At 70.3% G+C, this 26,532-nt stretch carries 24 protein-coding genes; 7 read left to right on the forward strand and 17 right to left on the reverse strand.

Annotated features, from left to right (window positions below; genetic code table 11):
- Positions 1–73: 73 nt before the first annotated feature.
- Entirely contained in the window at positions 74–1,528 is a 1,455-nt protein-coding gene (locus tag KCH87_RS37700) for a DUF1996 domain-containing protein (protein ID WP_210592370.1), read from the reverse strand.
- Positions 1,529–1,753: 225 nt separating this feature from the next.
- On the opposite strand from KCH87_RS37700, the gene KCH87_RS37705 reads away from it, so the two are divergent.
- Entirely contained in the window at positions 1,754–2,251 is a 498-nt protein-coding gene (locus KCH87_RS37705; protein WP_210592371.1) for a CGNR zinc finger domain-containing protein, read from the forward strand.
- 28 nt (positions 2,252–2,279) lie between these two features.
- Here the strand turns inward: KCH87_RS37705 and KCH87_RS37710 are convergent, their stop codons facing one another.
- Positions 2,280–3,173, reverse strand: a complete 894-nt coding sequence (locus KCH87_RS37710) for an alpha/beta fold hydrolase (protein WP_210592372.1) — start codon at positions 3,171–3,173, stop codon at positions 2,280–2,282.
- A 239-nt stretch (positions 3,174–3,412) separates the two neighbouring features.
- Here KCH87_RS37710 and KCH87_RS37715 point away from each other — a divergent pair, with 239 nt between their 5' ends.
- Positions 3,413–4,063 (forward strand): DUF6518 family protein, encoded by a 651-nt coding sequence (locus tag KCH87_RS37715; protein WP_210592373.1) that lies wholly within the window; start codon positions 3,413–3,415, stop codon positions 4,061–4,063.
- A gap of 19 nt (positions 4,064–4,082) precedes the next feature.
- Here the strand turns inward: KCH87_RS37715 and KCH87_RS37720 are convergent, their stop codons facing one another.
- The 4 genes from KCH87_RS37720 to KCH87_RS37735 form a co-directional block, all read right to left on the reverse strand.
- Positions 4,083–4,736 (reverse strand): DUF3105 domain-containing protein, encoded by a 654-nt coding sequence (locus tag KCH87_RS37720; RefSeq protein ID WP_210592374.1) that lies wholly within the window; start codon positions 4,734–4,736, stop codon positions 4,083–4,085.
- 120 nt (positions 4,737–4,856) lie between these two features.
- Positions 4,857–5,285: a hypothetical protein gene (locus tag KCH87_RS37725; protein ID WP_210592375.1), complete on the reverse strand. Its 429-nt coding sequence runs from the start codon at positions 5,283–5,285 to the stop codon at positions 4,857–4,859.
- A 79-nt stretch (positions 5,286–5,364) separates the two neighbouring features.
- Entirely contained in the window at positions 5,365–6,366 is a 1,002-nt protein-coding gene (locus KCH87_RS37730) for a LacI family DNA-binding transcriptional regulator (protein WP_210592376.1), read from the reverse strand.
- Between the two features lie 64 nt (positions 6,367–6,430).
- Positions 6,431–7,771: a GH1 family beta-glucosidase gene (locus tag KCH87_RS37735; protein ID WP_308299011.1), complete on the reverse strand. Its 1,341-nt coding sequence runs from the start codon at positions 7,769–7,771 to the stop codon at positions 6,431–6,433.
- Between the two features lie 305 nt (positions 7,772–8,076).
- On the opposite strand from KCH87_RS37735, the gene KCH87_RS37740 reads away from it, so the two are divergent.
- Together KCH87_RS37740 and KCH87_RS37745 are read left to right on the forward strand one after the other, a co-directional pair.
- Entirely contained in the window at positions 8,077–10,296 is a 2,220-nt protein-coding gene (locus KCH87_RS37740) for a glycoside hydrolase family 9 protein (RefSeq protein ID WP_210592377.1), read from the forward strand.
- Between the two features lie 16 nt (positions 10,297–10,312).
- Positions 10,313–11,275: a glycoside hydrolase family 6 protein gene (locus KCH87_RS37745; protein WP_210592378.1), complete on the forward strand. Its 963-nt coding sequence runs from the start codon at positions 10,313–10,315 to the stop codon at positions 11,273–11,275.
- A 75-nt stretch (positions 11,276–11,350) separates the two neighbouring features.
- Here the strand turns inward: KCH87_RS37745 and KCH87_RS37750 are convergent, their stop codons facing one another.
- Together KCH87_RS37750 and KCH87_RS37755 are read right to left on the reverse strand one after the other, a co-directional pair.
- Positions 11,351–13,312, reverse strand: a complete 1,962-nt coding sequence (locus KCH87_RS37750; protein ID WP_210592379.1) for a DUF2264 domain-containing protein — start codon at positions 13,310–13,312, stop codon at positions 11,351–11,353.
- The gene (locus KCH87_RS37755; protein WP_210592380.1) at positions 13,309–14,343 is read right to left on the reverse strand and encodes a LacI family DNA-binding transcriptional regulator; all 1,035 of its coding nucleotides are present in this window, start codon (positions 14,341–14,343) and stop codon (positions 13,309–13,311) included. Before KCH87_RS37755 ends, KCH87_RS37750 begins: the two co-directional genes overlap by 4 nt.
- Positions 14,344–14,649: 306 nt before the next feature.
- Here KCH87_RS37755 and KCH87_RS37760 point away from each other — a divergent pair, with 306 nt between their 5' ends.
- Genes KCH87_RS37760 through KCH87_RS37770 form a run of 3 tightly spaced genes read left to right on the forward strand, consistent with a single transcriptional unit; the run spans position 14,650 to position 17,994 of the window.
- Positions 14,650–16,134 (forward strand): ABC transporter substrate-binding protein, encoded by a 1,485-nt coding sequence (locus tag KCH87_RS37760; protein ID WP_210592381.1) that lies wholly within the window; start codon positions 14,650–14,652, stop codon positions 16,132–16,134.
- A 9-nt stretch (positions 16,135–16,143) separates the two neighbouring features.
- Entirely contained in the window at positions 16,144–17,139 is a 996-nt protein-coding gene (locus tag KCH87_RS37765) for a carbohydrate ABC transporter permease (protein ID WP_210592382.1), read from the forward strand.
- Positions 17,140–17,151: 12 nt separating this feature from the next.
- Entirely contained in the window at positions 17,152–17,994 is an 843-nt protein-coding gene (locus KCH87_RS37770) for a carbohydrate ABC transporter permease (protein ID WP_247197410.1), read from the forward strand.
- Here the strand turns inward: KCH87_RS37770 and KCH87_RS37775 are convergent.
- From KCH87_RS37775 to KCH87_RS37815, 9 genes are all read right to left on the reverse strand, one after another.
- A complete protein-coding gene (locus tag KCH87_RS37775) occupies positions 17,987–19,126 on the reverse strand; it encodes an XdhC family protein (RefSeq protein WP_210592383.1) in 1,140 nt (379 codons plus the stop codon). The genes KCH87_RS37770 and KCH87_RS37775 overlap by 8 nt on opposite strands.
- 4 nt (positions 19,127–19,130) lie before the next feature.
- A complete protein-coding gene (locus tag KCH87_RS37780; protein ID WP_308299012.1) occupies positions 19,131–19,901 on the reverse strand; it encodes an aspartate/glutamate racemase family protein in 771 nt (256 codons plus the stop codon).
- Between the two features lie 59 nt (positions 19,902–19,960).
- Positions 19,961–20,452, reverse strand: a complete 492-nt coding sequence (locus KCH87_RS37785; protein WP_210592384.1) for a MarR family winged helix-turn-helix transcriptional regulator — start codon at positions 20,450–20,452, stop codon at positions 19,961–19,963.
- Positions 20,453–20,525: 73 nt separating this feature from the next.
- A complete protein-coding gene (locus tag KCH87_RS37790) occupies positions 20,526–21,380 on the reverse strand; it encodes an alpha/beta fold hydrolase (protein ID WP_210592385.1) in 855 nt (284 codons plus the stop codon).
- Between the two features lie 37 nt (positions 21,381–21,417).
- The gene (locus KCH87_RS37795) at positions 21,418–22,080 is read right to left on the reverse strand and encodes an isochorismatase family protein (protein ID WP_210592386.1); all 663 of its coding nucleotides are present in this window, start codon (positions 22,078–22,080) and stop codon (positions 21,418–21,420) included.
- The gene (locus KCH87_RS37800) at positions 22,077–22,754 is read right to left on the reverse strand and encodes an SRPBCC family protein (RefSeq protein ID WP_210592387.1); all 678 of its coding nucleotides are present in this window, start codon (positions 22,752–22,754) and stop codon (positions 22,077–22,079) included. Before KCH87_RS37800 ends, KCH87_RS37795 begins: the two co-directional genes overlap by 4 nt.
- 3 nt (positions 22,755–22,757) lie before the next feature.
- Positions 22,758–23,303: a (2Fe-2S)-binding protein gene (locus KCH87_RS37805; protein ID WP_210592388.1), complete on the reverse strand. Its 546-nt coding sequence runs from the start codon at positions 23,301–23,303 to the stop codon at positions 22,758–22,760.
- Complete coding sequence (locus KCH87_RS37810) at positions 23,300–25,663, reverse strand: xanthine dehydrogenase family protein molybdopterin-binding subunit (RefSeq protein ID WP_210592389.1); 2,364 nt, start codon at positions 25,661–25,663, stop codon at positions 23,300–23,302. Before KCH87_RS37810 ends, KCH87_RS37805 begins: the two co-directional genes overlap by 4 nt.
- Positions 25,660–26,508, reverse strand: a complete 849-nt coding sequence (locus KCH87_RS37815; protein WP_210592390.1) for a xanthine dehydrogenase family protein subunit M — start codon at positions 26,506–26,508, stop codon at positions 25,660–25,662. Before KCH87_RS37815 ends, KCH87_RS37810 begins: the two co-directional genes overlap by 4 nt.
- Positions 26,509–26,532: the final 24 nt, after the last annotated feature.

Raw genomic sequence — 26,532 nt, forward strand, 5'->3', positions numbered from 1 at the left:
GATGACCCCCCGTTGTGTCCGACCCACCCTCAAGCGACCATAACCGCCCCGCCCGCCGCTGGGCACTCGGGACTCAGCTGCACCTGCGTCCGGTGTTGATGCACTGGACCGCCTTGTTCATCAGCTTCGCGTCGAAGACGTTGATGAAGTCACCGTGGTCGGTGACCGGCTTGTGCTGCTGTTCGGGGAAGCCGTCCAGCGCGAAGAACGGACGGGTCTTGCCGTTGTTCTTGATGCTGGGCGCGTCCACGTCGTACACCAGGCGCTGCACCAGCTGCGGGATGGCCTTGAAGCCGGTCGGGCAGTTGCCGTTGGCGTCGGCGAAGGCCACGTGCGTACGGTGGTTGGCGCTGTCGATGTTCGTTCCGTCCCAGCAACTCTGGAACTTGAAGGTGCGCACCACGTCGCTGCCTGACGGGCAGAGGGGGTACTTGTCCTTCAACTGCACCTTGTTCTCGAAGCCGGTGCAGCTCCAGGAGGCGTTGGCGTTGGCCGTGCCGTTGACGAACGCCTTGGCGTCACCGGTGATGATGCGCAGGAACTTGGGCATCGCCACCACCTTGCCGCGGGGGCTGCCCACGAAGTTCAAGGTGGCCTGCTTGGCCGTCAGAATCCGGCCCGTGTTGCCCTCGGCGCCGCCGCCCTGCTTGTCGGCGTCGAACTCCTTGGTGCCGTCCTGGAGGCGCAGCACCGGCCAGTAGTAGGACGACTTGTCGCCCTTGTTCTTGCAGCTGGTCCCGGCCTTGGCGAAGTCCTGGTCGCTGGAGAAGGCGTCGTTGTCCTGGTTGCCGACGTAGTCGTGCACGTGGTGTGCGCCGTTGGTGACACCGGGCGCGACGATGACGTTGTCGCTGTTGTACAGCTTGTTGGCGTTCACCCCGCACTTGCTGGCGAAGACACCCTTGGAAGCCTTCGCCGACCTGGCCGACGTGCGCACATTGGACTTCACCTTGGTGATGTCCACGAAGTCGGCGGCGACGGGGCCGTTGCCGCTCACTCCGGCATTGGTGTTGTTGCCACCCGGGCTGGCGGTGGGCTGACCGGCGGTGGGCTGGTTGCCGGTGGCGCGCAGTGTGCAGGCCGCGAGAGCGTCAAGGCCCTGCGGCTTGGCTGCCACCCGGCCGATGGCGGTGGCGATCCGGTCGATCGTCGCCTTCCGCTTGTCCTTCAGCGGACCCACGATCGCGTTCTGGGCGAAGTTGGGGTCCTGCTGAATCGCCTTCTGGGAGGTGGAAAGGCGCTGGTATGCCTCGGATATCTGCTTGTCGAGGAGTGCCAGTTCCTTGTCGACCTGGGCCTTCGCCCGGGCGGGCACTGATGTCAACTGCTGGCCGACGTCGGGGCAGTCAATGGTGGAGGTTCCAGCCGCGAGCGCCTGGTTCTGGGCAGAACTCTTCGGCGCGCTGGTCTCGTCGGCCGAGGCGTAGATGTTGACCGCCACCAGTCCACCGGCTCCGATGGCCAGTGCGGCCGCCGCGCCTACCGCCCGGCGGGCAGTCTTCGATCTCTTTCGCGTGTTGCGTCTCATCAGGCCTCTCAAGGACATCTCCGGAGCCGGCAGGACTTCCGGCGTGGGTGGAGCGCGTCCTCAGATACGGATGTGCGCGCCGATTACTCAGCGCATTCTCAGGTTCGTGGGTTCCTCCATCCGTAAACGGGGCATGAGTGCCCATCTTGGGCCTCCTCCGAAACGCTACTGTCGAGGTAACCTGTCAAGTAGGATTTGGAGGTTAGCGTGAGGGTTGTGCCGTCGATGACGAACGAACGACTGCTGCTGGACCTGCTGAACACCACCCCCGTAGTCGAGGGTCGCCCGCGCGACGAACTCGCCGACGTCGATGCGGGGCGGAGGTGGCTTGCGGACCACGACCAGCCGGCCACCGCCGAGGAGTGGGATGCCGTACGTGAGGCGCGTTCGGTGCTTCAGGCCGTGATCCGCGGTGGACGGTCCTCGGAGTCCCTGGCACCCTTTGTGGCCGACGTCAGTTCTCGGCCGACGATCGCAGGGGACGGCATCGCGTGGGTTCTGGACCTGCCTGAAGGGCGAACCGCCGCAGCCAGGGCCGTACTTGCGTGGGGCGCCCTCAGTGAATCAAGCCCCGGGAGGCTGCGTGCGTGCGCCAATCCGGAGTGCCGGCTGTTCTTGATCGACCACAGCAGGCCGAACACGGCCCGGTGGTGCTCGATGGCCGTCTGCGGCAACCGTATGAAGGCCCGGCGGCATCACGAGCGGAGCCGGAATGCCTCGTAGCCGATTTCCCGGGGTCCGGACCGGTGTCCTAGTTGCCTTTCCACCCGTCGACCGGTGATGACAGTGACCTCTTCAGGAACCCACGGATGGCGCTCGCGGCGGCGTCCAGGTGGCTTTCGAGCAGGAAGTGCCCGCCGTCGAGCAGGACGATCTCGGCGCCCGGAGCGTCATCGGCGAAGGCGAGCGCGCCCTCGGGGCGGAAGATCTCGTCGTTGCGGCCCCAGACCGCCAGCAGCGGCACCCTGCTGTCGCGCAGGTAGGCGTGCAGCTTCGGGTACAACGGGGGGTTGCCGCCGTAGTCGGCGAACAGGGCCAGCTGCACCAGGTCGTTCCCCGGCCGGGACAAGAGGGCGAAGTCGTGCTGCCAGGTGTCAGGGCTGACCAGGCTCTCGTCCGGCACGCCGTGCAGGTACTGCCACCGCGTCACCTCCAGGGTCAGCGCATGGCGGATCGCGGCCTCGGTCTGCGGGGTCTGCTCCTGCCAGTACACGCGCACCGGCTTCCAGAACTCCTCCGCGAAACCGGCCTCGTAGCCGTTTCCGTTCTGGGTGATGATCGCCGTGACCGCGGTCGGGTCCGCCAGGGCGAGCCGCCATCCCACGGGCGCGCCGTAGTCCTGGACGTACATCGCGTACCGGGTGACGCCGATCTGCTCCAGCAGCTGGGCGGTGAGGTCGGCCAGGGCGTCGAAGGTGTAGTCGAACTCCTCCACGGAAGGCGCGTCGGACAGGCCGAAGCCGAGGTGATCGGGGGCGATCACGTGGTAACGGTCGGCCAGCAGCGGGATCAGGTTCCGGAACATGAACGAGCTGGTGGGGAAGCCGTGCAGCAACACCACGGTCGGCGCGTCCACCGGCCCGGCCTCCCGGTAGAACAGCCGCTGTCCGCGGACGGTCGCGTAACGGTGATGGATGGTCGCCATGTCTGCTCCGTTCGGTGCGAGACCGGCTCGCACCGGCCCCTAACCTCTATATTCGCTTTAAGTGGTTACATCTGGAGTCAAGCATCCGGACGCTAACCCGTCAAGCGTGAATTAATGGTTAGGTGGGAGCGGCTGTGTCTCCGCCCAGTGGAACGAACTGCTGGTTCCGCACATCCCTACAGGTGCATCAAGAAGCGTGAGCCTCCCAGTCCCACTCAGAAGCAGTGAGTACCGCCCTGATGAACACGTCCCCTGCCACCATTTCGCTGCCTGGCACGAGCCGAGGAGGCTGGGCCTGCGCGACGGCCTCGGCATGCGCCGGAGGGCTGGTCGTCGGTGTCCTGACCAACCTTGCTCAGGGCCGGCTTCCAGGCGCCTGGAACCAGCTCGCCAACTCCGGCGCCGTCTGGTCCGTCGTCGCGTTCGTCGCCGGCGCGCTGCTGGCTCGGCGGGTCAGTCTGTCCGCGGCCGCCGTCGCAGGCCTGTGCGCCGAGTCCGGCCTCGTCGTCGGCTATTACGGCTACGCGGAGGTCGCCCGCGACGGCATGGGCTCACTGCACGCCCCCCTCGTCTGGCTGGGCATGGCGTTCATCGCCGGCCCCCTCTTCGGGGTGGGGGGCGTCTGGTGGCGAGGACGCGACCCGCGCCGCCGCGTCATCGCACTTGCCGCACTCGCGGGCGTCTTCGGCATGGAAGCCATCCAGTACGCCTGGGTCCTGCACTACGCCCCCCAGGCCTGGGCCTGCCTCGCCGCTCTGGTTCTCGTGGCGTTGCTGATGGGCCGCACCCACAGGGAGCGCGCGGTGACCCTGGGGACCGCCATTCCCTTCTCGCTTCTGGCCTACCTCATCTTCGAGAAGCTGGTCCTGGACACGGCCCTCGGCTCCTGACGGAGAGCCGTGTCCGTCATCAGACGGTCAACCCCCCTGAACAGGCGGCGCCCGGCTCGGGGGTCTGCGATCCCTGAACGTACTTGGTGAGGAACTGCTCGACCCGAGGGTCGGAGGCCTTGTCGACGCTCAGCTGGCTGCCCCACGCCGACAGCGTTATCGTCCCGGACTGGTCCTCGGCCGGGCTCATCAGGGTGTAGGGCGTCTTGGAGACCTTGTCGCCGAGCGTCTTGATGTCGGCATCGGCGGCCTTGTCGTTGTAGGTGATCCAGACCGCGCCGTGTTCGAGGGAGTGCACGGCGTTCTCGTTGGGAACGGCCTTCGTGTAGACGGTGCCGTCGCACGTCATCCACGCCTGGTTGTGGTCGCCGCCGACGGGAGGGTTCATCGGGTAGTCGACGGTGCCCTCGACATGGTTCTGAGTGAGCTTCTTCGTGTCCCAGGTCTTCTCACCCTGGACGGGCTTCTTCGCCGCGGCGGCCTCCTGCTCGTCCTTCTTGTCGGCGCTGTTGAGGGCGTATCCGCCCCAGCCGACCAGTCCGGCGACGATGACCGTGCCGAGGGTGATGGTGATGATGCGGTTGCGGCGCTCGCGGGCCCTTTCGGCGCGGCGCGCCTCCTCTATCTTGGCCCGCCGCGCCTCTGCGGACGCCTTCTTGCTCGGCTTGCTCATGGCTGTGTGTTCCTCGTCCCCGCCGCGCGGTGTCGTCGGGCGGCGGTGGGTGCAGGTGTGGGGTAGATGGGCGGAAGTCGGCTGCCTGTGCACGTGAGAGCACTGCGCCGTGGCTTCGGTCTAGGTCCGTTGCACCTGGAGGACGTGGAGGTCGGGAGCGCGGCAGGCCGGCGCGGGCGCCGCAGTGCGTGAGGACGTGTCCGGCTGCCGGGGGAGGTCCGGCATGCGGGGCAGGATCGCCGGGACGTACTGGACGGGAGTGGCCAGCACGGCTCGCACGCCGACGACCGGGTGGCAACACGCGTCGCCGGGGTGACAGTCGGCCGGATGCGCGGAGGCCGGCGCGTGGTGTTCGGCCGGGACGTCCGTCACTACCGCGGCGGCGGACATGGTGGTCATGGCTCCGGTGGCCGGTGCGCTCTGGCTGTGAGCCGCGAGTCCCAGGCAGATCGCCAGTGCGGCGAGCAGTACGGCCAGGGCAGGGCAGAGCGCCGCGATCCGCGTGATCCACCGCGTTCCGCGGGACTTGTGCTGTGTCCGGCTCCCCATTGCCGTTGATCTTAGGTGGTTCCTGCGGTCGAGCTCTCGACTTCGCCCGGGCACTCGGAACCTGGTCGGGACGGCCGCGCTACGCGGATCCCCTGATCACCAGCTCCGTCGGCAGGATGAGGGGCGTCGGCTCCTCGCCGTCCAGGACGCGCACCAGCATGCGGGTCATCTCGCGGCCGAGGGCCACGATGGGCTGATGGATCGTCGTCAGGGTCGGCTGGGTGTGCCGGGCGGTGAGGATGTCGTTGAACCCGACGACCGCGACGTCTTCGGGGACGGCACGGCCGCGCTCGCGCAGCACGCGCAGGGCGCCGGCGGCCATGGCGTCCGAGGCAACGAACACCGCGTCCAGGTCCGGGTGTTCGTCGAGGAGACGGGCGGTCGCGGCGGCGCCGTCCGCCTCGCTGAAGTCGGCGTGGGCCACCCGGTGGTCCTTCAGGCCGGCCAGGGCGACCGCCTCGCGGAAGCCCAGATAGCGGGAGACACCTGCGTGCATATCGAGCGGGCCGGTGACGGTGGCGATGGCGCGGCGGCCCGTCGAGATCAGGTACTCCACGGCCTGGCGGGCCCCGCCCCGGTTGTCGGCGTCGACGTACCACCGTGGGGGCCGGTCCAGGGGGCGGCCTCCGTGCACGACGGGGACGCCCCCTGCCTCGGCCACCTTCGCCAGCGGATCGTTCTCGCGCAGGGCCAGCAGCATGACGCCGTCCGCGCCCCGGGATCGGAGGATGCGGGCCAGCCGGGCCCTGCCCCGCTCGGAGGCGGCCAGGACCAGCAGGAGTTCGAGGTCCGTGTCCTCGATGACCGCGTTGACACCGGTGATCACCTCGGCGAAGAAGAGGTTGGCGAACAGCGCCGGGTCGTCGCTGGAGATCGCCAGCACCACCGCGCCGCGCCGTTGCGAGGCGAGCGAACGGGCCGCCATGTTGGGCACGTAGCCCAGCTCCGCCACGGCACTCTCCACCGCCTGCCGTGCCTTGTTGCTGACGTGCCGGCGGTTGTTGATCACCCGTGAGACGGTCCCGACCGACACCCCGGCGCGCAGCGCCACCTCGCCGAGCGTCGGCTGCCGTCCGGTCATCTGGGCCTGCTCCTGGTTCGTACGGTCGGGGTCGCGAGTAGCAGCACTGTAAGCGCCATCCGCGTCACAGACCGCCGCGCCGGATGACGTCGGCGTACCAGTGGGCGCTGTCCTTGGGCGTGCGGCGCTGGGTCGCGTAGTCGACGTGCACGATGCCGAACCGGGGCGTGTAGCCGAACGACCACTCAAAGTTGTCGAGGAGCGACCAGACGAAGTAGCCCTTGAGCGGCACGCCGCGGCCGATCGCCTGTGCGCAGAAGCGGAGATGGCCGTCCAGGTAGGCGATCCGGTCCGTGTCGTGCACCCCGTCGTGCTGGACGACGTCGTCGAAGGCGGCGCCGTTCTCCGTGATGTACAGGGGCACGGCCGGGTAGTCGTCCTTGAGCCGCAGGAGGAGCGCCAGGAGGCCCCGCTCGTCGATCTCCCAGCCCATCGCGGTCCTCGGACGGCCTCCGTCGGCGACACGGACCAACGGCGAGCCCACGTACGCGGATTGGACCGGAGTCGAGCCGCCGGCGACCAGCATCGGCGCGTAGTAGTTGATGCCGAGGTGGTCCAGCGGTGCCCCGATCCTCTTCAGGTCGCCGTCGTGGACGTGACCGAAGCCGGTGACCTCGTGGAGGTCGTCGAGCACGTCGTCGGGGTAGGCGCCGCGCAGCAGCGGATCGAGGAAGAGGCGGTTCTGCATGCCGTCGATACGGCGGGCCGCGTCCAGGTCGGCGGACGTGTCGTGGAGCGGGGAGACGTGGGTGAGGTTGAGCGTGATGCCGACGTGGGCGGCGCCCCGTATCGCCTCCGAGGCCAGGCCGTGCCCGAGCAGCAGGTGGTGGGCGGCGCGTACGGCGGCGGCGGGTTCGCGGCGGCCGGGGGCGTGCCGGCCCGTTGCGTAGCCGAGGAAGGCCGAGCACCACGGCTCGTTGAGCGTGGTCCAGTGGGTGATGCGGTCGCCCAGCGCCTCGTGGGCGAGGGTGGCGTATTCGGCGAACCGCTCGGCGGTGTCCCGGGCGGGCCAGCCGCCGCGGTCCTCCAGCGGTTGGGGCAGGTCCCAGTGGTAGAGGGTGGGCCAGGGCTGGATGCCGTGGTCGAGGAGGGTGTCGGTGAGGCGGCGGTAGAAGTCGAGGCCGCGCTGGTCGGCCGGGCCGGAGCCGGTGGGCTGGATGCGGGGCCAGGCGAGGGAGAAGCGGTAGGCGCGCAGACCGAGTTCGGCCATCAGCGCGACGTCCTCGCGGAAGCGGTGGTAGTGGTCGGCCGCGACGGCTCCGGTGTCGCCGCCCTGAACGGCGCCCGGGGTGGCCGCGAAGGTGTCCCAGATGGAGGGACCCCGGCCGTCCTCGGTGACCGCGCCCTCGATCTGATAGCTCGACGTGGCGGCGCCCCACAGGAAGCCGGGATCGAACGTGCTCACTGAGTTGAACCTCCACTTGTGGGCAATCCGAGAGCGGTAACAGTGGGAATGCCTTCGTCCTTGAACGCAAACAGCACTTCTGACCTGGGTTGACGCCACAGCTCGGCCGGTGCCTGCGTGATGCCTCCAGCAGAAACTGGAAGCGCTTACAGTCGCAGACTAGGAGCGGCACGTTCGGTCTGTGAAGTCTCCGGACGCAGAAAAGACTGCTGTGCTTGAAGGGTTGACAGCCTCCGCGCCCCCACGCACCATCTGGCACTGACGCCGCACCGAGCCGGGAACCCTGTCACCGAGAAGGGCCCGGCATGTTCCGCAAGACCAGATGGGGCGCGGTCTTCCTCGCGCCCGTCCTGACCGTCGCCCTGGCCGCGACCCCCGCACACGCCGCCGAGTACGAACGCGTGCTCAACGGCACCTTCGACAGCGTGAAGACCCCCTGGTGGAGCAGCGGCAACACACCGTCCGCCGTCAACCTGGGCCGCCTGTGCGCCGACGTCCCCGCCGGGACGGTCAACGTCTGGGACTCCATGATCGGCCAGAACGACATCCCGCTGGAGGCCGGCCAGTCCTACACGCTGCGCTTCACCGCCACCGCCACCCGGGACGTGTCCATCCGCGCTGTGCTCCAACTGCCCGTCGCTCCCGGCACGACCACCCTCAACAAGGCCGCCGCCGTCACCACCACGCCCAAGTCCTTCGAGTTCACGGGCGTTTCGGCGACGGCGAGCCTGCACGCCCAGCTGTCCTTCCAACAGGGCGGCGCCACCGAGCCGTTCACCCTGTGCCTCGACGACGTCTCCCTCACCGGCGGCGCGATACCGCCGGGCGGCGGGCGGGACTTCGGCTCCCCGGTACGGACGAACCAGTACGGCTACACACTGCACGGTCCCAAGAAGGCGTCCATCGTCAACTCCTCGGCGAAACCCGTGGAATGGCGCCTGCTCGACTCCTCGGGCGCGGTCGTCAGGACCGGACTCACCCACGTCCAGGGCACGGACATCGCGTCCGGCGACGATGTGCACATCGCGGACTTCAGCTCGTTCCGTAAGGCCGGTACGGGATACACGATCGCGGTCGGTACGGCGACCAGCTATCCCTTCGCCATCGCGGACAACCCCTACACGTCCCTGCGCAAGGACGCGCTCGACTACTTCTACGCCGTCCGCAGCGGCACGACCATCGAGGCCCGGTACGCCGGCGACGCCTACGCCCGGCCCGCCGGACACCTCGGCGTGGCCCCCAACAAGGGCGACACGGACGTGCCCTGTCTGCCCGGCACCTGCGACTACTCGTTGGATGTCCGGGGCGGCTGGTACGACGCGGGTGACCAGGGCAAGTACGTGGTCAACGGTGCGCTCGCCGCATGGCAGTTGATGGACTCCTACGAACGCTCCCGCGCCCAGGGCGACACCGCCGGGCTGCGTGACGGACTGCTGAGCATCCCCGAGAACGACAACGGCGTACCCGACGTCCTCGACGAGTCCCGCTGGGAGACCGAGTTCCTGCTGAGCATGCAGGTGCCCGCGGGCGAGCCGCTGGCCGGCATGGCTCACCACAAGATCCACGACCTGGCCTGGACCGCCCTGCCCACCCAGCCCGACCGGGATTCCCAACCCCGTTACCTGCACGCGCCGTCCACGGCCGCGACCCTCAACCTGGCCGCCGCGGCCGCCCAGTGCGCCCGTGTGTGGGCCCGCTACGACGCGGCCTTCGCCCACACGTGCCTGACCGCGGCCGAGACCGCCTGGCAGGCGGCGCTCGACCGTCCCGACGTGTACGCCCCGAGCAGCGACAGCGTCGGCGGGGGAGCGTACGCGGACAAGGACGTGACCGACGAGTTCTCCTGGGCCGCCACCGAGCTCTACGCCACCACGCACGACCGCGCCTACCTGTCCCGCATCGACACCGGGATCACCTCGGCCGGATTCTCCTGGCGGGACACCGGCGCGCTGGCCGACCTCACCGTCGTCCGGCTGCCGAGCCGTTTCCCCGCCCGCATGGTCGCCGCCGCCCGCCAGCGGATCCTCGCCGTCGCGGACGGGTTCGTGCGGGACGAGCGGTCGCAGGGCTACCCGAACCCCAGCCTGCCCGCCGACGGCGCCTATGCCTGGGGCTCCAACAGCGTCACCGCGAACAACGCCCTGGTCATCGCGACCGCCTACGACATCACGCACCGGAGCGTCTACCGCAGCGCCGTGCTGGAGTCGCTGGACTACCTCCTTGGCCGCAACGCCCTGAACCAGTCCTTCATCACTGGCTACGGCACCCAGGCCAGCCACAACCAGCACAACCGCATCTGGGCCCACCAGATCGACCCCAAGCTGCCCGGCCCCCCGCCGGGTTCGCTGGCCGGCGGCCCCGACTCCGCCCTCCAGGACCCGGTGGCGCAGCAGAACCTGGTCGGCTGCGCCCCGGCCACCTGCTACATCGACGACATCTACTCGTACTCGACCAACGAGATAGCCATCAACTGGAACTCCGCACTCGCCTGGGTGGCGACCTTCGCCGCCGACTCCGCGCGCTGACGAGAAGGGACTCACCATGCGCTGGAACGCCCTGCTCAGAACTGCCCTGATCGGTCTGCTCGCCCTACCGCTGCCGCTCATGACAGCCGGTCCGGCAGCCGCCGCCAGCCCGATCTCCCTGACGAGCGGCTTCTACTCCAACCCCGACTCCGGGCCTGCCGTCTGGGTCCGGAACAACCCCTCCGACGCGCGGGCCGCACGCATCCAGTCGTCCATCGCGTCCCAGGCGATCGCCCGCTGGTACACCGGAGGCGAGAGCGGAGGGATCGGACCGGCCGTGGCCAACTACGTCGGTGCGGCCGACAGCCACGACAGGCTGCCCGTGCTCGTCGCGTACAACATCCCGCTCCGGGACGCGTGCGGCGGCCACTCCTCCGGTGGCGCGGCCAGCGTGGCCGCGTACCGGACCTGGATCTCGACCTTCGCGGCGGCCGTGGGTGACCGCCCCGCCGTGGTCGTGATCGAGCCGGACGCCCTGTCGGACTTCAGCTGCCTGACCAGCGCGCAGATCACCGACCGGCTCGCGATGCTCGCCTACGCCGCCCAGATGTTCCAGCAGAAGGCACCCAACACCTGGGCCTATCTGGACGCCGGACACACCAACTGGGTCGCCCCGGCGACCATGGCGAGCCGCCTGAAGTCCGCGGGAGTGGCCAACGTCCGCGGCTTCTCCGTGAACGTCTCGAACTTCTACACCACCGGCTCCTCGGAGACCTACGGCAACTCGATCAACTCCGCGCTGGGCGGCGGCTCCCACTTCGCCGTGGACACCAGCCGCAACGGCAACGGGTCCAACGGCGAGTGGTGCAACCCGGCCGGGCGCAAACTCGGCGTCACCCCGCGTGTGGGCACGGGCGAGGACCTGCTGCTGTGGGTCAAGACACCGGGCAACTCCGACGGGCAGTGCGGCATCGCCCCGACCGTTCCCGCCGGGCAGTTCAGCCCCGCACTCGCCGTCCGGCTGATCGACGGTACGTGATCCCGGCGTACGGCCCCTGAACACGGCGTGGGGCGCGGGTCCCTGACAGCCCGCGTCCCACGCCGTACCCCCTCGTCAACTCGGCGGCTCCAGGCGGACGGTGTCCTTGGTGCCGTCGGGCCAGGTGACGGAGGCGAGGGCGGTGCCGTCGCCGTCGTAGCAGACCTCCAGATGTACGGCCTCAGCCGCGTCCGGCCCCTCGATCACCCCGGAGAGACAGACCAACGCGGCGTACACCGCGCCCGTTTCGACCTCGGCGGCCGTGGCGAGCCAGGGTGTCGCGGAGTGCGGGCCGAAGGCATTGGCGTCCTGCGTGGCGGCGATACCCGCCCGGTCGAAGCCGCGCAGCCCGACCACCGTGCTGGACAGTCCCGCCGGGCGGCACACCCAGGCGGCGGGCCCGGTCGCCTCGTGCGCGGCCGGCGGTTCGGCGGCGGCCAGGCAGTAGCCGCCGAGGCGCAGTCGCAGCGGTTCCTCCACCGGGCCGTCGATCCGGGCGAGCCGTACCTCCAGCGGGCCGTTCAGCACGGACGCCGTCGTGATCCACGGACCCGTACGGAAGTCGGGAGCGGAGTCGTGGGCGTACGGCGCCGGTACGGGGCCCAGCGGCCAGTGGGCGCGGTGCCGGGAGACGGCGGTCCGCACACCGAGGTGCAGCCGGGTCAGCGGGCGGCGATGGGAAGGCCGCCCCTCGGCGTCGAGCAGGGCGATGTGCGAGTCGAGCGGGTCGTTCAGGCTCGCCTCCGTGCTGTCGGGGGCGGTGTGGGAGGCGTAGGCGAGACGGCTGTAAACCGGGTCGTCCGCCTCGGCGGCGACGCCGTCGCCGAACGCGTGGTCGCTGCCGTGGTTGACGACGCGTACGACCCCGTCCACGGCCGTGCCGGAGACCAGCCATCCCGGGGCGGTCAGCGTCCGTCGCACGTCCCGGGTCTCGATCGGCAGCGCCTCCTCCTTGTCCGACCACACCGGATGCTCGGCGGGCAGCACCAGTCCGGCGAAGCCCTTGCTCGACCAGTACGGCGAGCCGGGGCCGGAGTACGGCTGTCGGATGGCCGTGAACTCCCCGTGCCAGCCCAGTGGTTGCAGTCCGCGCCCGTCGAAGCAGCCGGCCTCGGTGAAGTGCCGCAGCACCCCGCTCGCGAGGCGGCGGGTGCGGCCCGCCGGCAGGGGAGTGGCGTCGAAGACGGCGCCGGTCCACAGCGGGCAGAGCATCGCGTAGCGGTACGTGAGGGAGCGGCCCTGGTACAGCGGGGCGCCGTCGGCCGCCACCAGGTGCTGGGCGTCGTCCAGGTAGCGGCGCAGCCGGGCTCGATAGCGGGGGAGCAGGGCGGGGTCGGCGTCGGCGCCGGAGATGCGGCAGTACCAGAGCGGGTAGTACTGCATGGCCCAGCCCGAGTAGTGGTCGAAGTGCCGCAGCGGGCCGCCGGTTCCGTTCCCGTCGGAGTACCAGCCGTCGCCCGCGTACCACGCCTCCGTGCGCGCGATCGCGTGGTCGATGTCGGGCGCGCTCCACGGCGCGCCGACCGAGCGCAGGAACGCCGACGTGATCGCCCGGAACCAGACCCAGTTGTTGTCGGACACGTCGGCGTCGAGCAGGTCCGTCATCCAGGCGACGACCCGCTGCCGTACGCCCTCGTCCAGCCGGTCCCAGATCCACCGCCGCGTCTCGTGCAGCGCGATCGCCACCGACGCGCACTCCACCTTGGCCTGTCCGCACTCCCGCATGCTCGGCCAGCGCTCCGGCGAGCGCGGATCGGTGCCCGCGGCCAGGCCCTCGGCGTACCACTCGGCGTGGCCGCCCGGGTCGGTGTCGCCGGAGTGGGCCAGCCGGAAGCCGGCGAGCAGGAAGGTGCGGGCGAAGCCTTCGAGGCCGTCGCTGTGCCGGCCGGAGCGGCTGGCGGGACCGGGCAGATGGAGCAGGGCGTGCCGGTCGGTCGCGTATGGGCGCACTGCGGCCAGCTGCGCGTCGGCCAGCGCCTCCCAGTGCGTACGCGTCCAGCCGGTGTACGGGGAGAGGAGCCGGTCTTCCGGTATCAACTGTCCGCCTTTCCGACGGGGTTGAGACGGGCGGGGGGCGCCACCGATTCGCGTACGACGACGTGCGAGCCGAGCACCACACGGCGGCTCTGCGGGTCGGTGGGCCTGCGGTGCAGGGCGAGGCGGGTGGCGGAGCGGCCGAGTTCCTGCTGGGGGACGTGCACCGTGGTCAGCCGTGGGAACACGTCCTCGGCGAGCGGGATGTCGTCGAAGCCGACCACGGAGAGATCGTCGGGGACCGAGCGGCCCAGGTCACGGGCGGCGGCGATGGTGCCGGCGGCGCTCATGTCGTTGGCGCAGAAGATCGCGGTGGCGTCGGTGTCGGTGAGCAGTCGGCAGGCCGCCTCGTATCCGGACTCGCGCGTCATGTCGCTCTCGGCGACGAGGGCCGGATCAGGCTTGATGCCGTGGGCGCGCAGCGCCCGTTCGTACCCTTCGAGGCGCTGGCCCGCCACGCTGAACTCGTGCGGGCCCGCCAGGTGGGCCACCCGGGTGTGGCCGGCGGAGATGAGGTGGCTGGTGGCGGCGAAGGCACCGCTCTCCATGTCGCACTCCACCACGTCCACCGGCGCCTTGGCGCCCCGCCATGTCCGGCCGCACAGCACCAGACGGGCACCGGCCCGGTCCATCCCCTCGGCGGCGGCGGTGAGTTGGGCGAGGTGCTCCTCGGTCTCGGCCATGCCGCCCACCAGGATGATCGCCTCGGCGCCCCGCTGGCGCATCAGGTTGATCACCGACAGCTCGCGCTCGGGGACGCCCTGGGTGGAACAGACGAGGCAGACCCGGCCGTCGGCGACGGCCTGCTCCTCCACTCCGGAGGCGACGTTCATGAAGAACGGCGAGGTGATGTCGTTGACCACCATCGCCACCATCCCCGAAGCCGTGTTCAGGGAACGGGCGTTGGCGTTGACCACGTAGTCGAGGTCGCGCACGGCCTCCATGACCCGCTCGTGCGTCGCCGGGGGCGCTGTGTACGCCCCGCTGAGGATCCGCGAGACGGTGGCGACGGACACGCCTGCGCGCGACGCCACATCACGGATCGTCGCCCGACCTGCGGAACCCCGACCTTGAGCCATGCTCTGCTTCTCCTCGCCCCGGTGAACGACCGATGTGAGTAACACCGATGAAAAAGTTACACAACTCGCCGGGGAATCTCCATGTCCTGGCAGAGACCGGCCTGTTGGAACCGCCCGCGGCCGTCGGATTCGCCCGGTAAAGCCTCGACGAACCCCTTGACGACCGTGACACGCACCCTTAACGTCCCGGTTACTGTAAACGGTTCAGTGAACGTTACACGCCGCTCGGCATCCCTCTTCTCCGCCTCGGAGGAACACCAGATGACTTCGTCGAACCTCTCCAGACGCCGAATCCTGCACGCCACCGCACTCGGCGCCGGCACCCTGGCGCTGGGCGGCGGCCTGAGCGCATGCGGCGGCTCCCCCTCCTCGTCGGCGGACTCGCTCACCTACTGGGACTGGTACGTCACCCAAGGCCCCTGGGTCGACGAGGAGATGGCCCTCTTCGAGAAGGCTCACAGCGGCGTCAGCGTCAAGAAGACCACTCAGCAGAACGCCAAGTACGCGGACCTGGTGGCGCTCGCCAACCGCAGCGGCAACCCGCCGGACGTCTTCATGATCCCGCAGGTCCCCAGCGTCGCCGAGCAGGTCGCCAACGGCTGGCTGCATCCGCTCGACGAGTGGGCGACCCCCAAGTGGCAGTCGCGCTTCCCTGAGGGCACCTTCCTGGAAGGCGCCAACGTCTTCGACGGCAAGGTCTACTCGGCCCCGCTGAAGGGCTCGGCCCCGCTCTACCAGCTCTACATCCACCACGGCGTCTTCAAGTCCGCAGGCCTGACGAACGCGGACGGCAGCGTAAAGATCCCCAGGACCTGGGACGAAGTCACCAGCGCCGCCCAGACGATCACCAAGAGGAGCGGCGGCAAGTCGTACGGATTCGGCTTCGGCAACGCCGACGGCATCGGTGTCCTCGCCTGGTGGCTGGACCTGTTCGTGCGCGGCGCGGGTGCACCCGGCGGTGCTCCCACCGGCGCCGCGACCGGCATGGACTTCCGCGTCGGCAAGTGGACCTACGGCACCGACCGGGCGTACGCCGACTTCCTCGACCTGCTCGTCGAATGGAAGAAGCGCGGCTTCTTCCACCCCAACTCGGTGAGCCTCTCGGACGAAGCGGCCCGTGCGTTCTTCGAGCGCGGCAAGTTCGGCATGACCGTCGGCGGTGTGTGGAACCAACCCGAGTGGACCCAGCACGAGTTCACCGACTACAGCCTGGTCACCCTGCCCTCGCCGACCGCGACCCCGCAGGGCTACTACTACGCAGACCCGGTCGGCAACGGCGCCTTCGCCGCGGTCTCCGCCAAGAGCAAGAAGGCGCACCAGGCGTTCCAGTGGCTGGACGCGCTGACGTCCCCCGCCGCCGGGCGCCGCTGGGTGCAGGCCCTCAACGGCGTCTCCGTCCACCCCGCGGACAACGACCCGGACGGCATCGACTCCAAGCCCTTCGCCGCCTTCGTCGGCATGACCGAGCAGGTGCTGCGCGGCCCCGTGCCCCTCGTGCGCAACCCCGAACTGGCCGGTGTCGCGCCAGGCGCCCCCAAGCCGGACATCAGCGATGTGGTGACCGGTGTCTACACCGGCCAGATCAAGGACGTACAGGGCGAGTTGAGCAGTCTGGCCGACAAGAAGTTCCAGATCCTCTCCGACGCGGTCGCCGCGGTGGCCAAGCAGGGCAAGAAGGTCAGCACGTCCGACTACGTCTTCGCGGACTGGGACCCCACCAAGCCGTACACCACGAAGAAGGCGTGAGCCGTCACCATGTCACTCCTCGCCACCCGCCAGAGCCGACGAACACCCCCGACCGCACCACCGGTCGCCGCCCGGGCCGGCCTCTGGCACCGCATCCGCGCCGCCAAGTGGTCGTACCTCTATCTCGCCCCGATGGCCGTGCTGTTGCTGGCCTTCGTGATCTACCCGATCTTCGCCTCGTTCGGCTACACCTTCTACCGCTGGAACGGCATCGGTGATCCCGGTGACTACGTGGGCCTGGCCAACTTCCGGCAGATCCTGCACGACGACATCTTCTGGGGCGCCGTCGGGCACACCTTCGTCTACGCGTTCGTACTCGTCCCGGTGCAACTGCTGCTGGCGCTCGCACTCGCCCTGGTGCTGAACAACCCGAAGCTCAGGTTCGCGCTGTTCTTCCGCACCGTCTACTTCATCCCGGTCGTCACCTCGGCCGCGGTCGTGGGAGTGGTCATCCAGCTCATGCTCGCCAACTTCGGTGACTCGGCGGGCAGTCTGCTCGCCAAGACAGGGGTGACCGACGGGCAGATCGACTGGCTCGGCGATCCGCACACCGCGCTGGCCGTGATCATCGCGATCGGCATCTGGCACACGCTCGGCTACAACCTCGTCTACTTCCTCGCCGGCCTACAGACCATCCCGGCAGAGCTGTACGAGGCGGCGAAGCTCGACGGCTGCGGCCCCGTCCAGTCCTTCTTCCGCATCACCATCCCGATGCTGCGCCAAGTCGGCGTCGTCATCGTCGTGCTGGCCTTCATCGGCAGCTTCCAGGTCTTCGACCTGGTGCAGGTCCTCACCGGCGGCGGCCCGTACTTCGCCACCGAGGTCGTCAACACGTACATCTACCACCTGGCCTTCGGCGGCGCGGCCGGCGCGGCCGCCCAGCCCGACGTCGGCCTGGCCTCCGCGGCCTCGTTCCTCTACGGACTGCTGCTCATCGTCTTCTCCGCGCTCCAGGTCCTCGCGCTGCGCGGGATCAGCCGCCGACGCACGGTCGCCAACCAGTAAAGGGTTTCGTCGATGTCCACCATGTCCCCGCGCCTGCGCCAAGGCCGACGCGGTCTGCTCTATCTCGCACTGCTGGGCGGCGGGCTCATCTGGCTCTACCCGTTCCTGTGGGCGCTGGGCAGCTCGCTGAAGAGCACCGACGGCTTCTTCTCCGGCGGGCTGAACCCGATCCCTTCCGAGTTCCACTGGTCCAACTACAGCGAGGCCTGGACACAGGCGGACTTCAGCCGGTTCTTCGTCAACACGGTCCTGTTCGCCATGGGTACGGTCGTCGTGACCCTGCTCGCCACCTCCATGGCGGGCTACGTCCTCGCCCGAACCGACTTCCCCGGCAAGAAGATCTGGCTGGGCCTGGTCGGGGTGACGCTCTTCCTGCCGCACGGCTACACGATCATCCCGGTCTTCGACCTGATCCAGCGGCTCCATCTCCTCAACACCCTCTGGTCGGTGATCATCGTCCAGTCGGCGGGCGGGATGGTCTTCGGCACCTTCCTCTTCATGGGCTACTTCACGACCATCGACCGGGGTCTCGAGGACGCGGCCCGCGTGGACGGAGCGAGCTTCCACCAGATCTTCTGGCGGATCATGCTGCCGCTGTCCGGACCGATGCTGGCGACCGTCGGCCTGTTCGCCTGCATCACCGCCTGGAACAGCTTCTTCATCCCGCTCGTCTTCACCCTCTCCCGCCCCGAACTGCACACCCTGTCGGTGGGCATGTTCAACTTCATCGGCCAGAACTCCACCGCCTGGACCCTGGTGTGCGCGGGCTCGGTCATCACCCTGCTCCCCATCGTCCTGATCTTCGTCGTGCTCCAGCGGTTCTTCATCAACGGGCTGGCCGGGGCGGTCAAGTAGGGGCGAGGAGTTCGTACGGCTCCACGGCACGGGGGTCGGCACGGTGAATCGGTGCGGTCGTCGTGCTCAGCGCGCGCCCCGTGCCGCCCGAGCGCAGGGCGATGATCTCCGCCACGATGGACACGGCCGTCTCCTGCGCGCTCCGGCCGCCCAGGTCCAGACCGATGGGGGAGCGCAGCCGGGCGAGGGCCGCCTCGGGCACGCCCGCCTCGCGCAGGCGGCGCATCCGATCCCGGTGGGTGCGCCGGCTGCCCATCGCCCCGATGTAGGCGGCGGGGGTGCGCAGCGCCACCTCAAGCAATGGGACGTCGAACTTCGGGTCGTGCGTGAGCACACAGATGGCGGTGCGTTCGTCGACCTCCGTACCGGACAGCCAGCGGTGCGGCCAGTCGACGACGACCTCGTGTGCGTCCGGGAAGCGCGCGGACGTGGCGAAGACGGGGCGTGCGTCGCACACCGTCACCCGGTGGCCGAGGAACGCGCTGAGCCGTGCCAGGGCTCCCGCGAAATCGATCGCACCGAAGATCAACATGCGCGGGGGCGCCGCGAACGACTCGACGAGGACACGCGTCCCGTCCGCGAGGCGGCGTGTGGTGGCGCAGTCGGCCTCGGCGTCGGGGCGGGGACCGGCGATCATGTGCGGCAGCACCGTCGCCTCCGCGTCCCGCTCCCGCCCGCCGACCGTGCCCATGACCTGGCCGTCGTCCAGAACGAGCAGACGCGCCCCGGCCGGAGCGGGACCGGACAGGACCGTCACCGCCGTCGCCCCGCGCCCCCGGCGCACCGCCTCGGCAAGCGCCGACCACTGGGCGAAGTGCTCCACGCCCACGGCATGTACGGCGATCTCCAGCGAGCCGCCGCAGGGCAGCCCCACCGCGAACGCGTCATCGTCGCCGACGGCGAAGGTCTCGCCGGCCGGCTCCCCCGTCGCCAGGGCCTCCCGCGCCATCTCGTACACCGCGCTCTCGACGCAACCGCCCGACACGCTGCCCGCCACCTCGCCGTGCTCGGAGACCGCCATCGCCGCGCCGGGCTGCTTCGGCGCCGAGGACCAGGTGTGCACCACGCTCGCCACGGCGAATCGGGTTCCCGCCGTGCACCAGGCGTCGATCGTCTCCAGGATGTCCCGCATCGGCTCAGCCGCCCGCCGGGCCGGGAACCTGCCCGCTGAGCAGACTGCCCGCGCCGGGCACGACCGTCGGCAGGCCCAGCTCGACGAGGATGCGGTACGCCGTGGCGGTCGCCGCCGAGAGCACCGGCAGCCCCGCCGCCTCCTCCACCGGCTGGATCGACGGCAGCGAAGGCATCTGGACACAGGCGGACAGGACGAGCGCGTCGGCCCGGGACAGGTCCAGGCGCCGCCAGTGCTCGCGCAGGTCGGCGGGGTCGAGGCGGGCGACGGCCAGGTTGTCCGGCACCTCCAGGCTCAGCGCGTCCACGACCTCGATGCCCGCGGCCTCGATGTAGTCCGCCACCAGTTGGGTGAGCGGCTTCAGGTACGGGGTGACGATCGCGACCCGCCGGGCGCCCAGGGCCGTGATGCCGTCGAGCAGGGCGCCGGCGCTCGACACCACCGGGGCCTGGGAGCCCTCGGCGCGCAGCACGCCGGTGATCTCGTCCTCGGCGGTGCAGTGGTATCCCGGCCCCTGCGCCATGATCGCCACGAGACAGGCCGTGGCGACCACGTCCGGCCGGGCGTCGGCGAGTTCCCCTGCCGCGCGCCCGGTCTGTGCGTTCATGGCGCGCAGTTCCTCGGGCGTGACGTGCCGCATGCGCATGCGGCTGCTGTGGAAGACGAACCGGTCCTCCGGGACCACGGACTCCCGCTGCCGCATCATGCGCGGCAGCTCCGTCTCCATGGTCAGGTTCGAGCTGGGCACGATCATGCCGATGCGGTGGTCGGTCACGGAATCCTCCGGTACGTACGGTGGTCGGCGACCGGGGATCCGCTGTCCGCGGCGGCGGGTTACGAGTCCTCGGCCAGTCCCTCCCAGTGGTCGGCGAGGGACGTGAGCAGATGCATGACTTCTTCGCGCCGCTCGGGGCCGAACGGTCCGAGCAGCCGTTCGTCGAGTTGGCGCGCGCGGCGGTTCGCGCCCTGGAGGGTCCGTTCGCCCTCCTCCGTCAGATGGAGCAGCTTGCGCCGGCCGTCGTCGGCGGCCGTCCGGCGCACGATCAGGCCCCGGTTCTCCAGCCGCCGGGCGACGTCCGCCATCGTCGACGTGTCCAGGGAGACTGCGGACGCCATGGACCGCTGGTCGCTCCCCGGCGCCGCCTCGACAGCCTGGAGCACCGCGAACTGCGGCCCGGTGAGCGTCGGGTCGACAGCACGGATCCAGACCGCGAGATACGCCTGGTAGAGGCGGCGCACCTGGTAGCCGGGCGCGGCGGTGAGCGCGGGGGGAGGCCCAGGAGGCCCAGGAGGCGCGGACGTCGGGGTTGCGGTTTCGTCACCCATGGAGCCCACTTAAGCACGGCACTTGATCGAGTCGTCAGCCGGACCGGCGGTCCGGCGAACCCGCGGGCCGGCGTCACGCCCGCATCGGGTGCAGTACCTGGCGCAGAGCCTCGAGCGCGGCGGGCGGGTTGTCCCAGAACAGCATGTGGCCGGCGTCCGGGATCTCGGCCAGTTCGGCCGACGGCAGCAGCCGGGCCGCCTCCGCCGCGCCCTCCGCTGTGACGACCGGGCTGTCCGCGCCGTACAGCAGCGCCGTGGGTCCGGGAACGGAGGGCCACCAGTCGAAGAAGTCCTCGCTCTCGAAGCCGCGGTGCGTGGCCGTGACGGCCTCCGTGTCACAGCTCGCCAGCCAGCGGGCCCGCAGCTCCTGCTCACGGCGCGGCCAGCGCGGCCAGGACCGGGCCACCTCGTCCGCGTCGGTGCCGCGCCGCGCCTGCGCCAGCTGGTCGAGGAAGGCGTCCAGGGGTGTGGGATAGGGGCCGCGTCCGGGGCCGCTCATCGGCGGGTCGCCCAGCACGGTGCCCCGCAGCCCCACCTTGGCCCGGACGGCGGTCACGGCCGCGATCCGCGCACCCATGGAGTGCCCGAGGAGGACCGGCCGGTCGAGGCCGAGGCCCGCGACGACGGCCTCGGTGTCCTCGGCGTACGCCTCAAGACCGTACGTGCCGCCCCCGTCGGACAGCCCGCGCCCGCGGACGTCGACGACCAACGGCCGGACAAGAGGCGTCAGTTCACGGGCCACGAAGTCCATCGCGACGGCCGGGCTGGTGATGCCGGGCAGCACGACCAGCGGGAGACCGTCACCTCCGTAGTCCAGGATGTGCAGGCGCGCGCCGCCCGAGTACACCCAGCGGCTGGTGGCGGGGACGTCGGCGAGATCGGCCAGCGCGGACTGCGCCAGGAGACGGGTGGGCGGGGGTGGGGGCATGGGGTTCTCCAAGAGTGCGGAGCAGATGGGGCTACGGTTACGCGGCTGTCCTGGGCAGTCCGTCGAGGTACCCGACCGCGTCCTTGACGTCGATCACGTCGCCGTACTTGGCCTGGATGTCGAAGAGGTTCGCCTCGTGCGGACCGGGGGCGCGGTCGCCGACGCACTCCCTCGGCACCAGCACCGAGAACCCGGACTGCACGGCGTCCACGGCGGTGGCCCGCACACAGCCGCTGGTCGTCGCCCCGCACACCAGTACCGTGTCGCAGCCGAGCCCGGTCAGGAGGGCGGCCAGGGACGTACCGAAGAACGCGGAGGCGCCCTTCTTCACGATCAGATGGTCCTGCGGCGCCCGTGGCAGCCGCGGGTCGAGCGCGACCTCCTCGCCGCCTTCGACCAGGCTCCGCATGCCCTGCGCCTTGTGCAGCCAGGTGACGGCGTCGCCCGCCGCCTCGGCCGGTGTGTAGGCGATCGCGGTGAACACCACGGGTACGCCGGCCGGACGCGCCGCCGCGATCAGGCCGGCCGTGGCGCCGACGACGTCGGTGAGGTCGGCTCCCGAGGGGAATCCCGGTTCGGTGAAGCCGCGCGTGAGGTCGACCACGACGAGTGCGGGCCGGCTGCCGCGGCGCACGGGCGCGCCGAACCCGGCCCTCTCGTAGGTGCGTTCCGTCTCCTGACCGTACCGGGCGTCGCTCATGACGTCCTCCGCAGGGCTCGCAACTCCCGTGCCTGGGCGCCGAGTCGGCCGAGCAGCCAGCCCTCCAGGGCACCCAGGGCGAACGCCCCGGCCACCAGGCCGTACTTGGCGGCCCGCGGTCCGAGCAGCATCGCCAGGCCGTCGAGGTCGGAGTCCTGCGCGACGGCCGGTCGCGCCGCGGCGGGAGCGGCCGGAGCCGAGGCCGCGGGCGAGGAGGTCCCGGTCGCCCGGTCCTCGTCCAGCAGGCTCCCCAGATTCCGCGCGAACTGCTGGAGGATCCGGTCCGACACCGTGACGATCGCGCCCTTGCCGAACTGGACGATCTTGCCGCGGATCACCAGGTCCGTGGAGAGCTGGAGCAGCGCGCCCTCGGGCGCCGCGAGGATGTCCAGCGAGACCTCCGCCTCCGCGTCCCCGCTGCCGTGGGTGTCGGTGCCGCGGGCGTGCACCCGCAGCCGCCGCTGCTCGGCGTCGATCTCCAGGAAGCGGACGGTGCCCGCGTAGGAGGCGCTGATGGGACCCACCCGGATCTTCACCCGGCCCCGCCAGGTGTCGCCGTCCTGCCCGTCGAGCGTGGCGCCCGGCATGCAGGAGGCGACCCGTTCGACGTCGTTCATCAGGGCGAAGACGTCCTCGGGGGAGGCCGTGATCGGCACACTGTTGGTGAGCTGCATGCGTCAGTGCTCCTTGTCGGCAGTGCTGGCACAGGGGGTGGCGCAGGCCCCGCGCCGAGCCGTCGCGCAGGCGTCGATCGCCTCGACGATGGTCTGGTAGCCGGTGCACCGGCACAGGTTGGACGCGACCACCTCGCGGATCTCCTCCTTGCCGGCGTCCGGCCGCTCGCCGAGGAAGCCTTCGGCGAGCATCAGGAACCCGGGAGTGCAGAACCCGCACTGGAGTGCGTGGTGTTCGCTGAACGTCCGTTGCAGATCGTTGAGCCCGCCCTCACCGTCCGACAGCGACTCGACCGTGCGGATCCGGGCCCCCTCGGCCTGCGCCGCGAACATCAGGCAGGCGCGGACGGGCCGTTCGTCGACCAGGACCGTGCAGGCCCCGCAGATGCCGTGCTCGCATCCGACGTGCGTACCGGTCAGTCGCAGGTCGTGCCGCAGTACGTCGACGAGGGTGCGACGGGGCTCGGTGATCACGTCGTGCCGCTCGCCGTTGACGTCGAGGGTGATGAGCTGGAGTTCCGGATGTGTCACCACGGGGTCGGTGTTCATGAGGACAACTCCAGGTTCAGAGCGCTGTTCAGGGCGCGGTGCACGGTCTCGGGAGTGATCGGTGTGTGGTCGAGTTCGACGCCGGTCGGGCGCAGGGCGTCGTTGACGGCGTTGAGCACGGCGGCGGGCGCCCCGATCGTGCCGCCCTCGCCGGCACCCTTGGCGCCGGTCTCGGTGAACGCGCAGGGCGTCTCCAGGTGATGGATCAGCACGTCGGGGATCTCGTGCGCGGTGGGCACCTTGTAGTCCATGAAGCCGGTCGCCGACGGCTCGCCCTGGGCGTCGTACGTCACTTGCTCGAACAGCGCGCCCGCGATGCCCTGCGCGATGCCGCCCCGGCACTGCCCCTCCACGACCTGCGGGTTGATGGCGACCCCGCAGTCCTCGACGCACACGTACCGCAGGATCTCCACCTGCCCTGTGCCCGCATGGAGTTCGACGACGCACGAGTGGGTGGCGTTGGAGAAGGTGCCGTCGTTGAAGACGTCGAAGGTGGCGGTGGCCGACAGGCCCGGCTCGATGTCCTTCGGTAGCAGGTGGGCCTGGAGATAGGCGATGTCGGCGATCTCCTCGTAGGTGAGGACGTCGGAGGCGTTACGGCGGCGGGCGGCGCCGTCGGTCAACTCCACCTCGTCCGGGGCGACGTCCCAGCGGGCGGCGGCGATGGCGCGCAGCTTGTCGCCGAGTTTCGCCGCGCCCAGGCGTACGGCGCTGCCGCCGATGGTGATGGAGCGGCTGGCGAAGGTGCCGAAGCCGTAGGTGATGCGGTCGGTGTCGCCCTGATGGAGCCTCACCTTGGCGATGTCCAGGCCGAGTTCGTCGGCGACGATCTGCGCCATCGTCGTCTCGTGGCTCTGCCCGTGGTTCATGGTGCCGGTGGTGAAGGTGACCGTGCCGCTGGTGTCCATCCGTACCTCGGAGATGTCGAATCCGGGCACCACCTGCATCTTGCGCTGCGCGAAGGCCGACGAGCCGTAGCCGGTGCGCTCGCTGAAGCACGAGTAGCCGATGCCGATGTGCCGGCCCTCGGCCGCCGCCGCTGCCTGCTTCTCGTACCAGCCCTCCTCCCGGACGAGCCGCTCGCACAGGTTGAGCGACTCCCGGTAGGAACCCGGGTCGTAGGTGATGTTGTTGACGCCCGTGTACGGGAAGTCGGTGATGACGTTGCGGCGCCGGATCTCGACCGGATCCAGGCCCAGTTCACGGGCGGCACGCTCGAAGAGCCGCTCCATGACCATGACGTACTGCGGCCGGCTCACCCCGCGGTAGGGCCCGGTGGGCGCCTTGTTGGTGGTGACCGCCCGGCCCCGCACCCGGTACGCGGGCACCTTGTAGACGCCGGGCATCTCGGCGGACGCCATCAGCGGCTCGATGCCCGCCGTGAAGGGGTAGCAGGAGTAGGCGCCCATGTCGCAGACCACGTCCGTGTCGAGCGCGAGGATCCTGCCCTCGGCGTCGAAGGCCGCGCGCGCCCGGTAGTGCTGTTCGCGGGCGAGGAACGACGCGGTCAGGGCGTCCTTGCGGTCCTCGATCCACTTCACCGGCCGCCGCAGCCGCAGCGCGGCCGCCGCCGCGGCGATCTCCTCACGGCCGACGACGCACTTCTGGCCGAACCCGCCGCCCATGTCGGGCACCACGACCCGAACCGCCCGCTCGTCGAGGCGCAGGCAGCGGGACGCCACCGTCCTTACCTGGTGCGGGATTTGAGTGCAGGTGTGCAGGACGAGCTGTTCCTCGCGGTCGTCCCAGTGCGCCACGGCGCCCCGGGTCTCCAGCGGCAGCGCGTTCTGCCGTCCGGTCCTCGTGTCGACGTCGACGACACAGGACGCGGACTCGAAGATCCGGTCGATGCCGTCCGTCGCGAAGAGCGAGACGTCCACCAGGGTGTTGTGCGCGGCCTCGGCGTGGACGAGCGGGGCGCCGTCGGCGAGTGCCGTCTCCTCGGACATGACCGGGGGCAGTGTGGTGTACGAGACCCTCGCCGCCTCCAGGCCGTCCTCCGCCGCGTACGCGTCGCGTGCCACGACGATCGCGATCGGCTCCCCGACGTAACGGACCTTGTCGCGGGCCAGGACCGGCATCGCGGTCGGGACGAACTCCGAGAGCGGGCGTCCCAGTTGAGCGACGATGTCGCCCAGCTCCAGGTCTTCGGCCGTGAACGCCGCGAGGACGCCCGGTACTTCGCGCACCGCCGACATGTCCACCGAGGCCAGCTCCGCGTGGGCGACCGTGCTGCGCACGAACTGGGCGTGCAGCATCCCGGGCAGGGCGATGTCGTCGACGAACCGGCCGCGCCCGGAGAGCAGCCGCGGATCCTCGCGGCGGCGAACCGCCTTGCCCACCAACTTCCGTTCGTTCATGAGGACATGGCCTCCTCACATGCGCGCCGGACCAGGGTCCGTACGAGTTGCTTGCGGTAGTGCGTACTGCCGGACGCGTCCGTGGGCGGCTCGACGGCCTCCGCCGCGGCCGACGCGCAGGCCTCGAAGGAGCCGCCGCCGGCCAGCACGGCCTCCGCCTCCGGCACCCGGACGGCGGCGGACGCCACCCCGCCGAGCGCCACTCGCCCGGAGCGCACCTCGCCGTCCTCCACATCGAGGTCGACGGCGGCGGCCACGAGGGCGAAGTCCCCGCGCCGCTCGGCGAATTCGGTGAGCGCGGCGTGCGGTGCCGGACGGGGGAAGACGATCTCTACGAGGAGCTCGTCCGGGTCCAGGGCCGTCGTGTAGTAGCCGAGGAAGAAGTCCCCGGCCGTGACCGTGCGCTCGCCTCGGGGGCCGCGTGCCACGAACTCCGCGCCGAGCGTCATCGCGAGCAGGCACCACTCGGCGGTGGCGTCCCCGTGCGCCATGCTGCCGCCGACCGTGCCGCGGGTGCGGATCGGGAGGTGCCCGATCCAGGTCATGGTCTTCTTCAGGACCTCGAAGCCCGCCCCCAGCACCCCGGCTGGGTCTCTCTCCACCGTGTGGTGAGTGGTGAGCGCCCCGATACGCAGTCCGCCGTCGGCGTCCCGGTGCATCCGGTCCAGTTCCCGCAGTCCGCCGATGTCGACGAGGTGCCGCGGCCGGGCCAGCCGGTAGTTCATCATCGCGACGAGACTCTGCCCGCCGGCGATGACCTTGGCGTCGTCGCCGAGCTCGGCCAGCAGCCGTGCGGCACCGTCGACGTCGCGGGCCCGGTGGTACTGGAAGGGGGCGGGCTTCATGGTCCTCCTTGCGTGCGTTCCGTA

Origin of the sequence: Streptomyces sp. GESEQ-35 (genome assembly GCF_017948485.1) — a bacterium.
GTDB lineage: Bacteria > Actinomycetota > Actinomycetes > Streptomycetales > Streptomycetaceae > Streptomyces.

Bases quoted from the DNA above. Each gene is read 5' to 3' on its own strand.
- KCH87_RS37700 (WP_210592370.1), bottom strand. From the start codon at position 1,528: ATGAGACGCAACACGCGAAAGAGATCGAAGACTGCCCGCCGGGCGGTA.
- KCH87_RS37705 (WP_210592371.1), top strand. From the start codon at position 1,754: ATGACGAACGAACGACTGCTGCTGGACCTGCTGAACACCACCCCCGTA.
- KCH87_RS37710 (WP_210592372.1), bottom strand. From the start codon at position 3,173: ATGGCGACCATCCATCACCGTTACGCGACCGTCCGCGGACAGCGGCTG.
- KCH87_RS37715 (WP_210592373.1), top strand. From the start codon at position 3,413: ATGAACACGTCCCCTGCCACCATTTCGCTGCCTGGCACGAGCCGAGGA.
- KCH87_RS37720 (WP_210592374.1), bottom strand. From the start codon at position 4,736: ATGAGCAAGCCGAGCAAGAAGGCGTCCGCAGAGGCGCGGCGGGCCAAG.
- KCH87_RS37725 (WP_210592375.1), bottom strand. From the start codon at position 5,285: ATGGGGAGCCGGACACAGCACAAGTCCCGCGGAACGCGGTGGATCACG.
- KCH87_RS37730 (WP_210592376.1), bottom strand. From the start codon at position 6,366: ATGACCGGACGGCAGCCGACGCTCGGCGAGGTGGCGCTGCGCGCCGGG.
- KCH87_RS37740 (WP_210592377.1), top strand. From the start codon at position 8,077: ATGTTCCGCAAGACCAGATGGGGCGCGGTCTTCCTCGCGCCCGTCCTG.
- KCH87_RS37745 (WP_210592378.1), top strand. From the start codon at position 10,313: ATGCGCTGGAACGCCCTGCTCAGAACTGCCCTGATCGGTCTGCTCGCC.
- KCH87_RS37760 (WP_210592381.1), top strand. From the start codon at position 14,650: ATGACTTCGTCGAACCTCTCCAGACGCCGAATCCTGCACGCCACCGCA.
- KCH87_RS37765 (WP_210592382.1), top strand. From the start codon at position 16,144: ATGTCACTCCTCGCCACCCGCCAGAGCCGACGAACACCCCCGACCGCA.
- KCH87_RS37770 (WP_247197410.1), top strand. From the start codon at position 17,152: ATGTCCACCATGTCCCCGCGCCTGCGCCAAGGCCGACGCGGTCTGCTC.
- KCH87_RS37775 (WP_210592383.1), bottom strand. From the start codon at position 19,126: ATGCGGGACATCCTGGAGACGATCGACGCCTGGTGCACGGCGGGAACC.
- KCH87_RS37785 (WP_210592384.1), bottom strand. From the start codon at position 20,452: ATGGGTGACGAAACCGCAACCCCGACGTCCGCGCCTCCTGGGCCTCCT.
- KCH87_RS37790 (WP_210592385.1), bottom strand. From the start codon at position 21,380: ATGCCCCCACCCCCGCCCACCCGTCTCCTGGCGCAGTCCGCGCTGGCC.
- KCH87_RS37795 (WP_210592386.1), bottom strand. From the start codon at position 22,080: ATGAGCGACGCCCGGTACGGTCAGGAGACGGAACGCACCTACGAGAGG.
- KCH87_RS37800 (WP_210592387.1), bottom strand. From the start codon at position 22,754: ATGCAGCTCACCAACAGTGTGCCGATCACGGCCTCCCCCGAGGACGTC.
- KCH87_RS37805 (WP_210592388.1), bottom strand. From the start codon at position 23,303: ATGAACACCGACCCCGTGGTGACACATCCGGAACTCCAGCTCATCACC.
- KCH87_RS37810 (WP_210592389.1), bottom strand. From the start codon at position 25,663: ATGAACGAACGGAAGTTGGTGGGCAAGGCGGTTCGCCGCCGCGAGGAT.
- KCH87_RS37815 (WP_210592390.1), bottom strand. From the start codon at position 26,508: ATGAAGCCCGCCCCCTTCCAGTACCACCGGGCCCGCGACGTCGACGGT.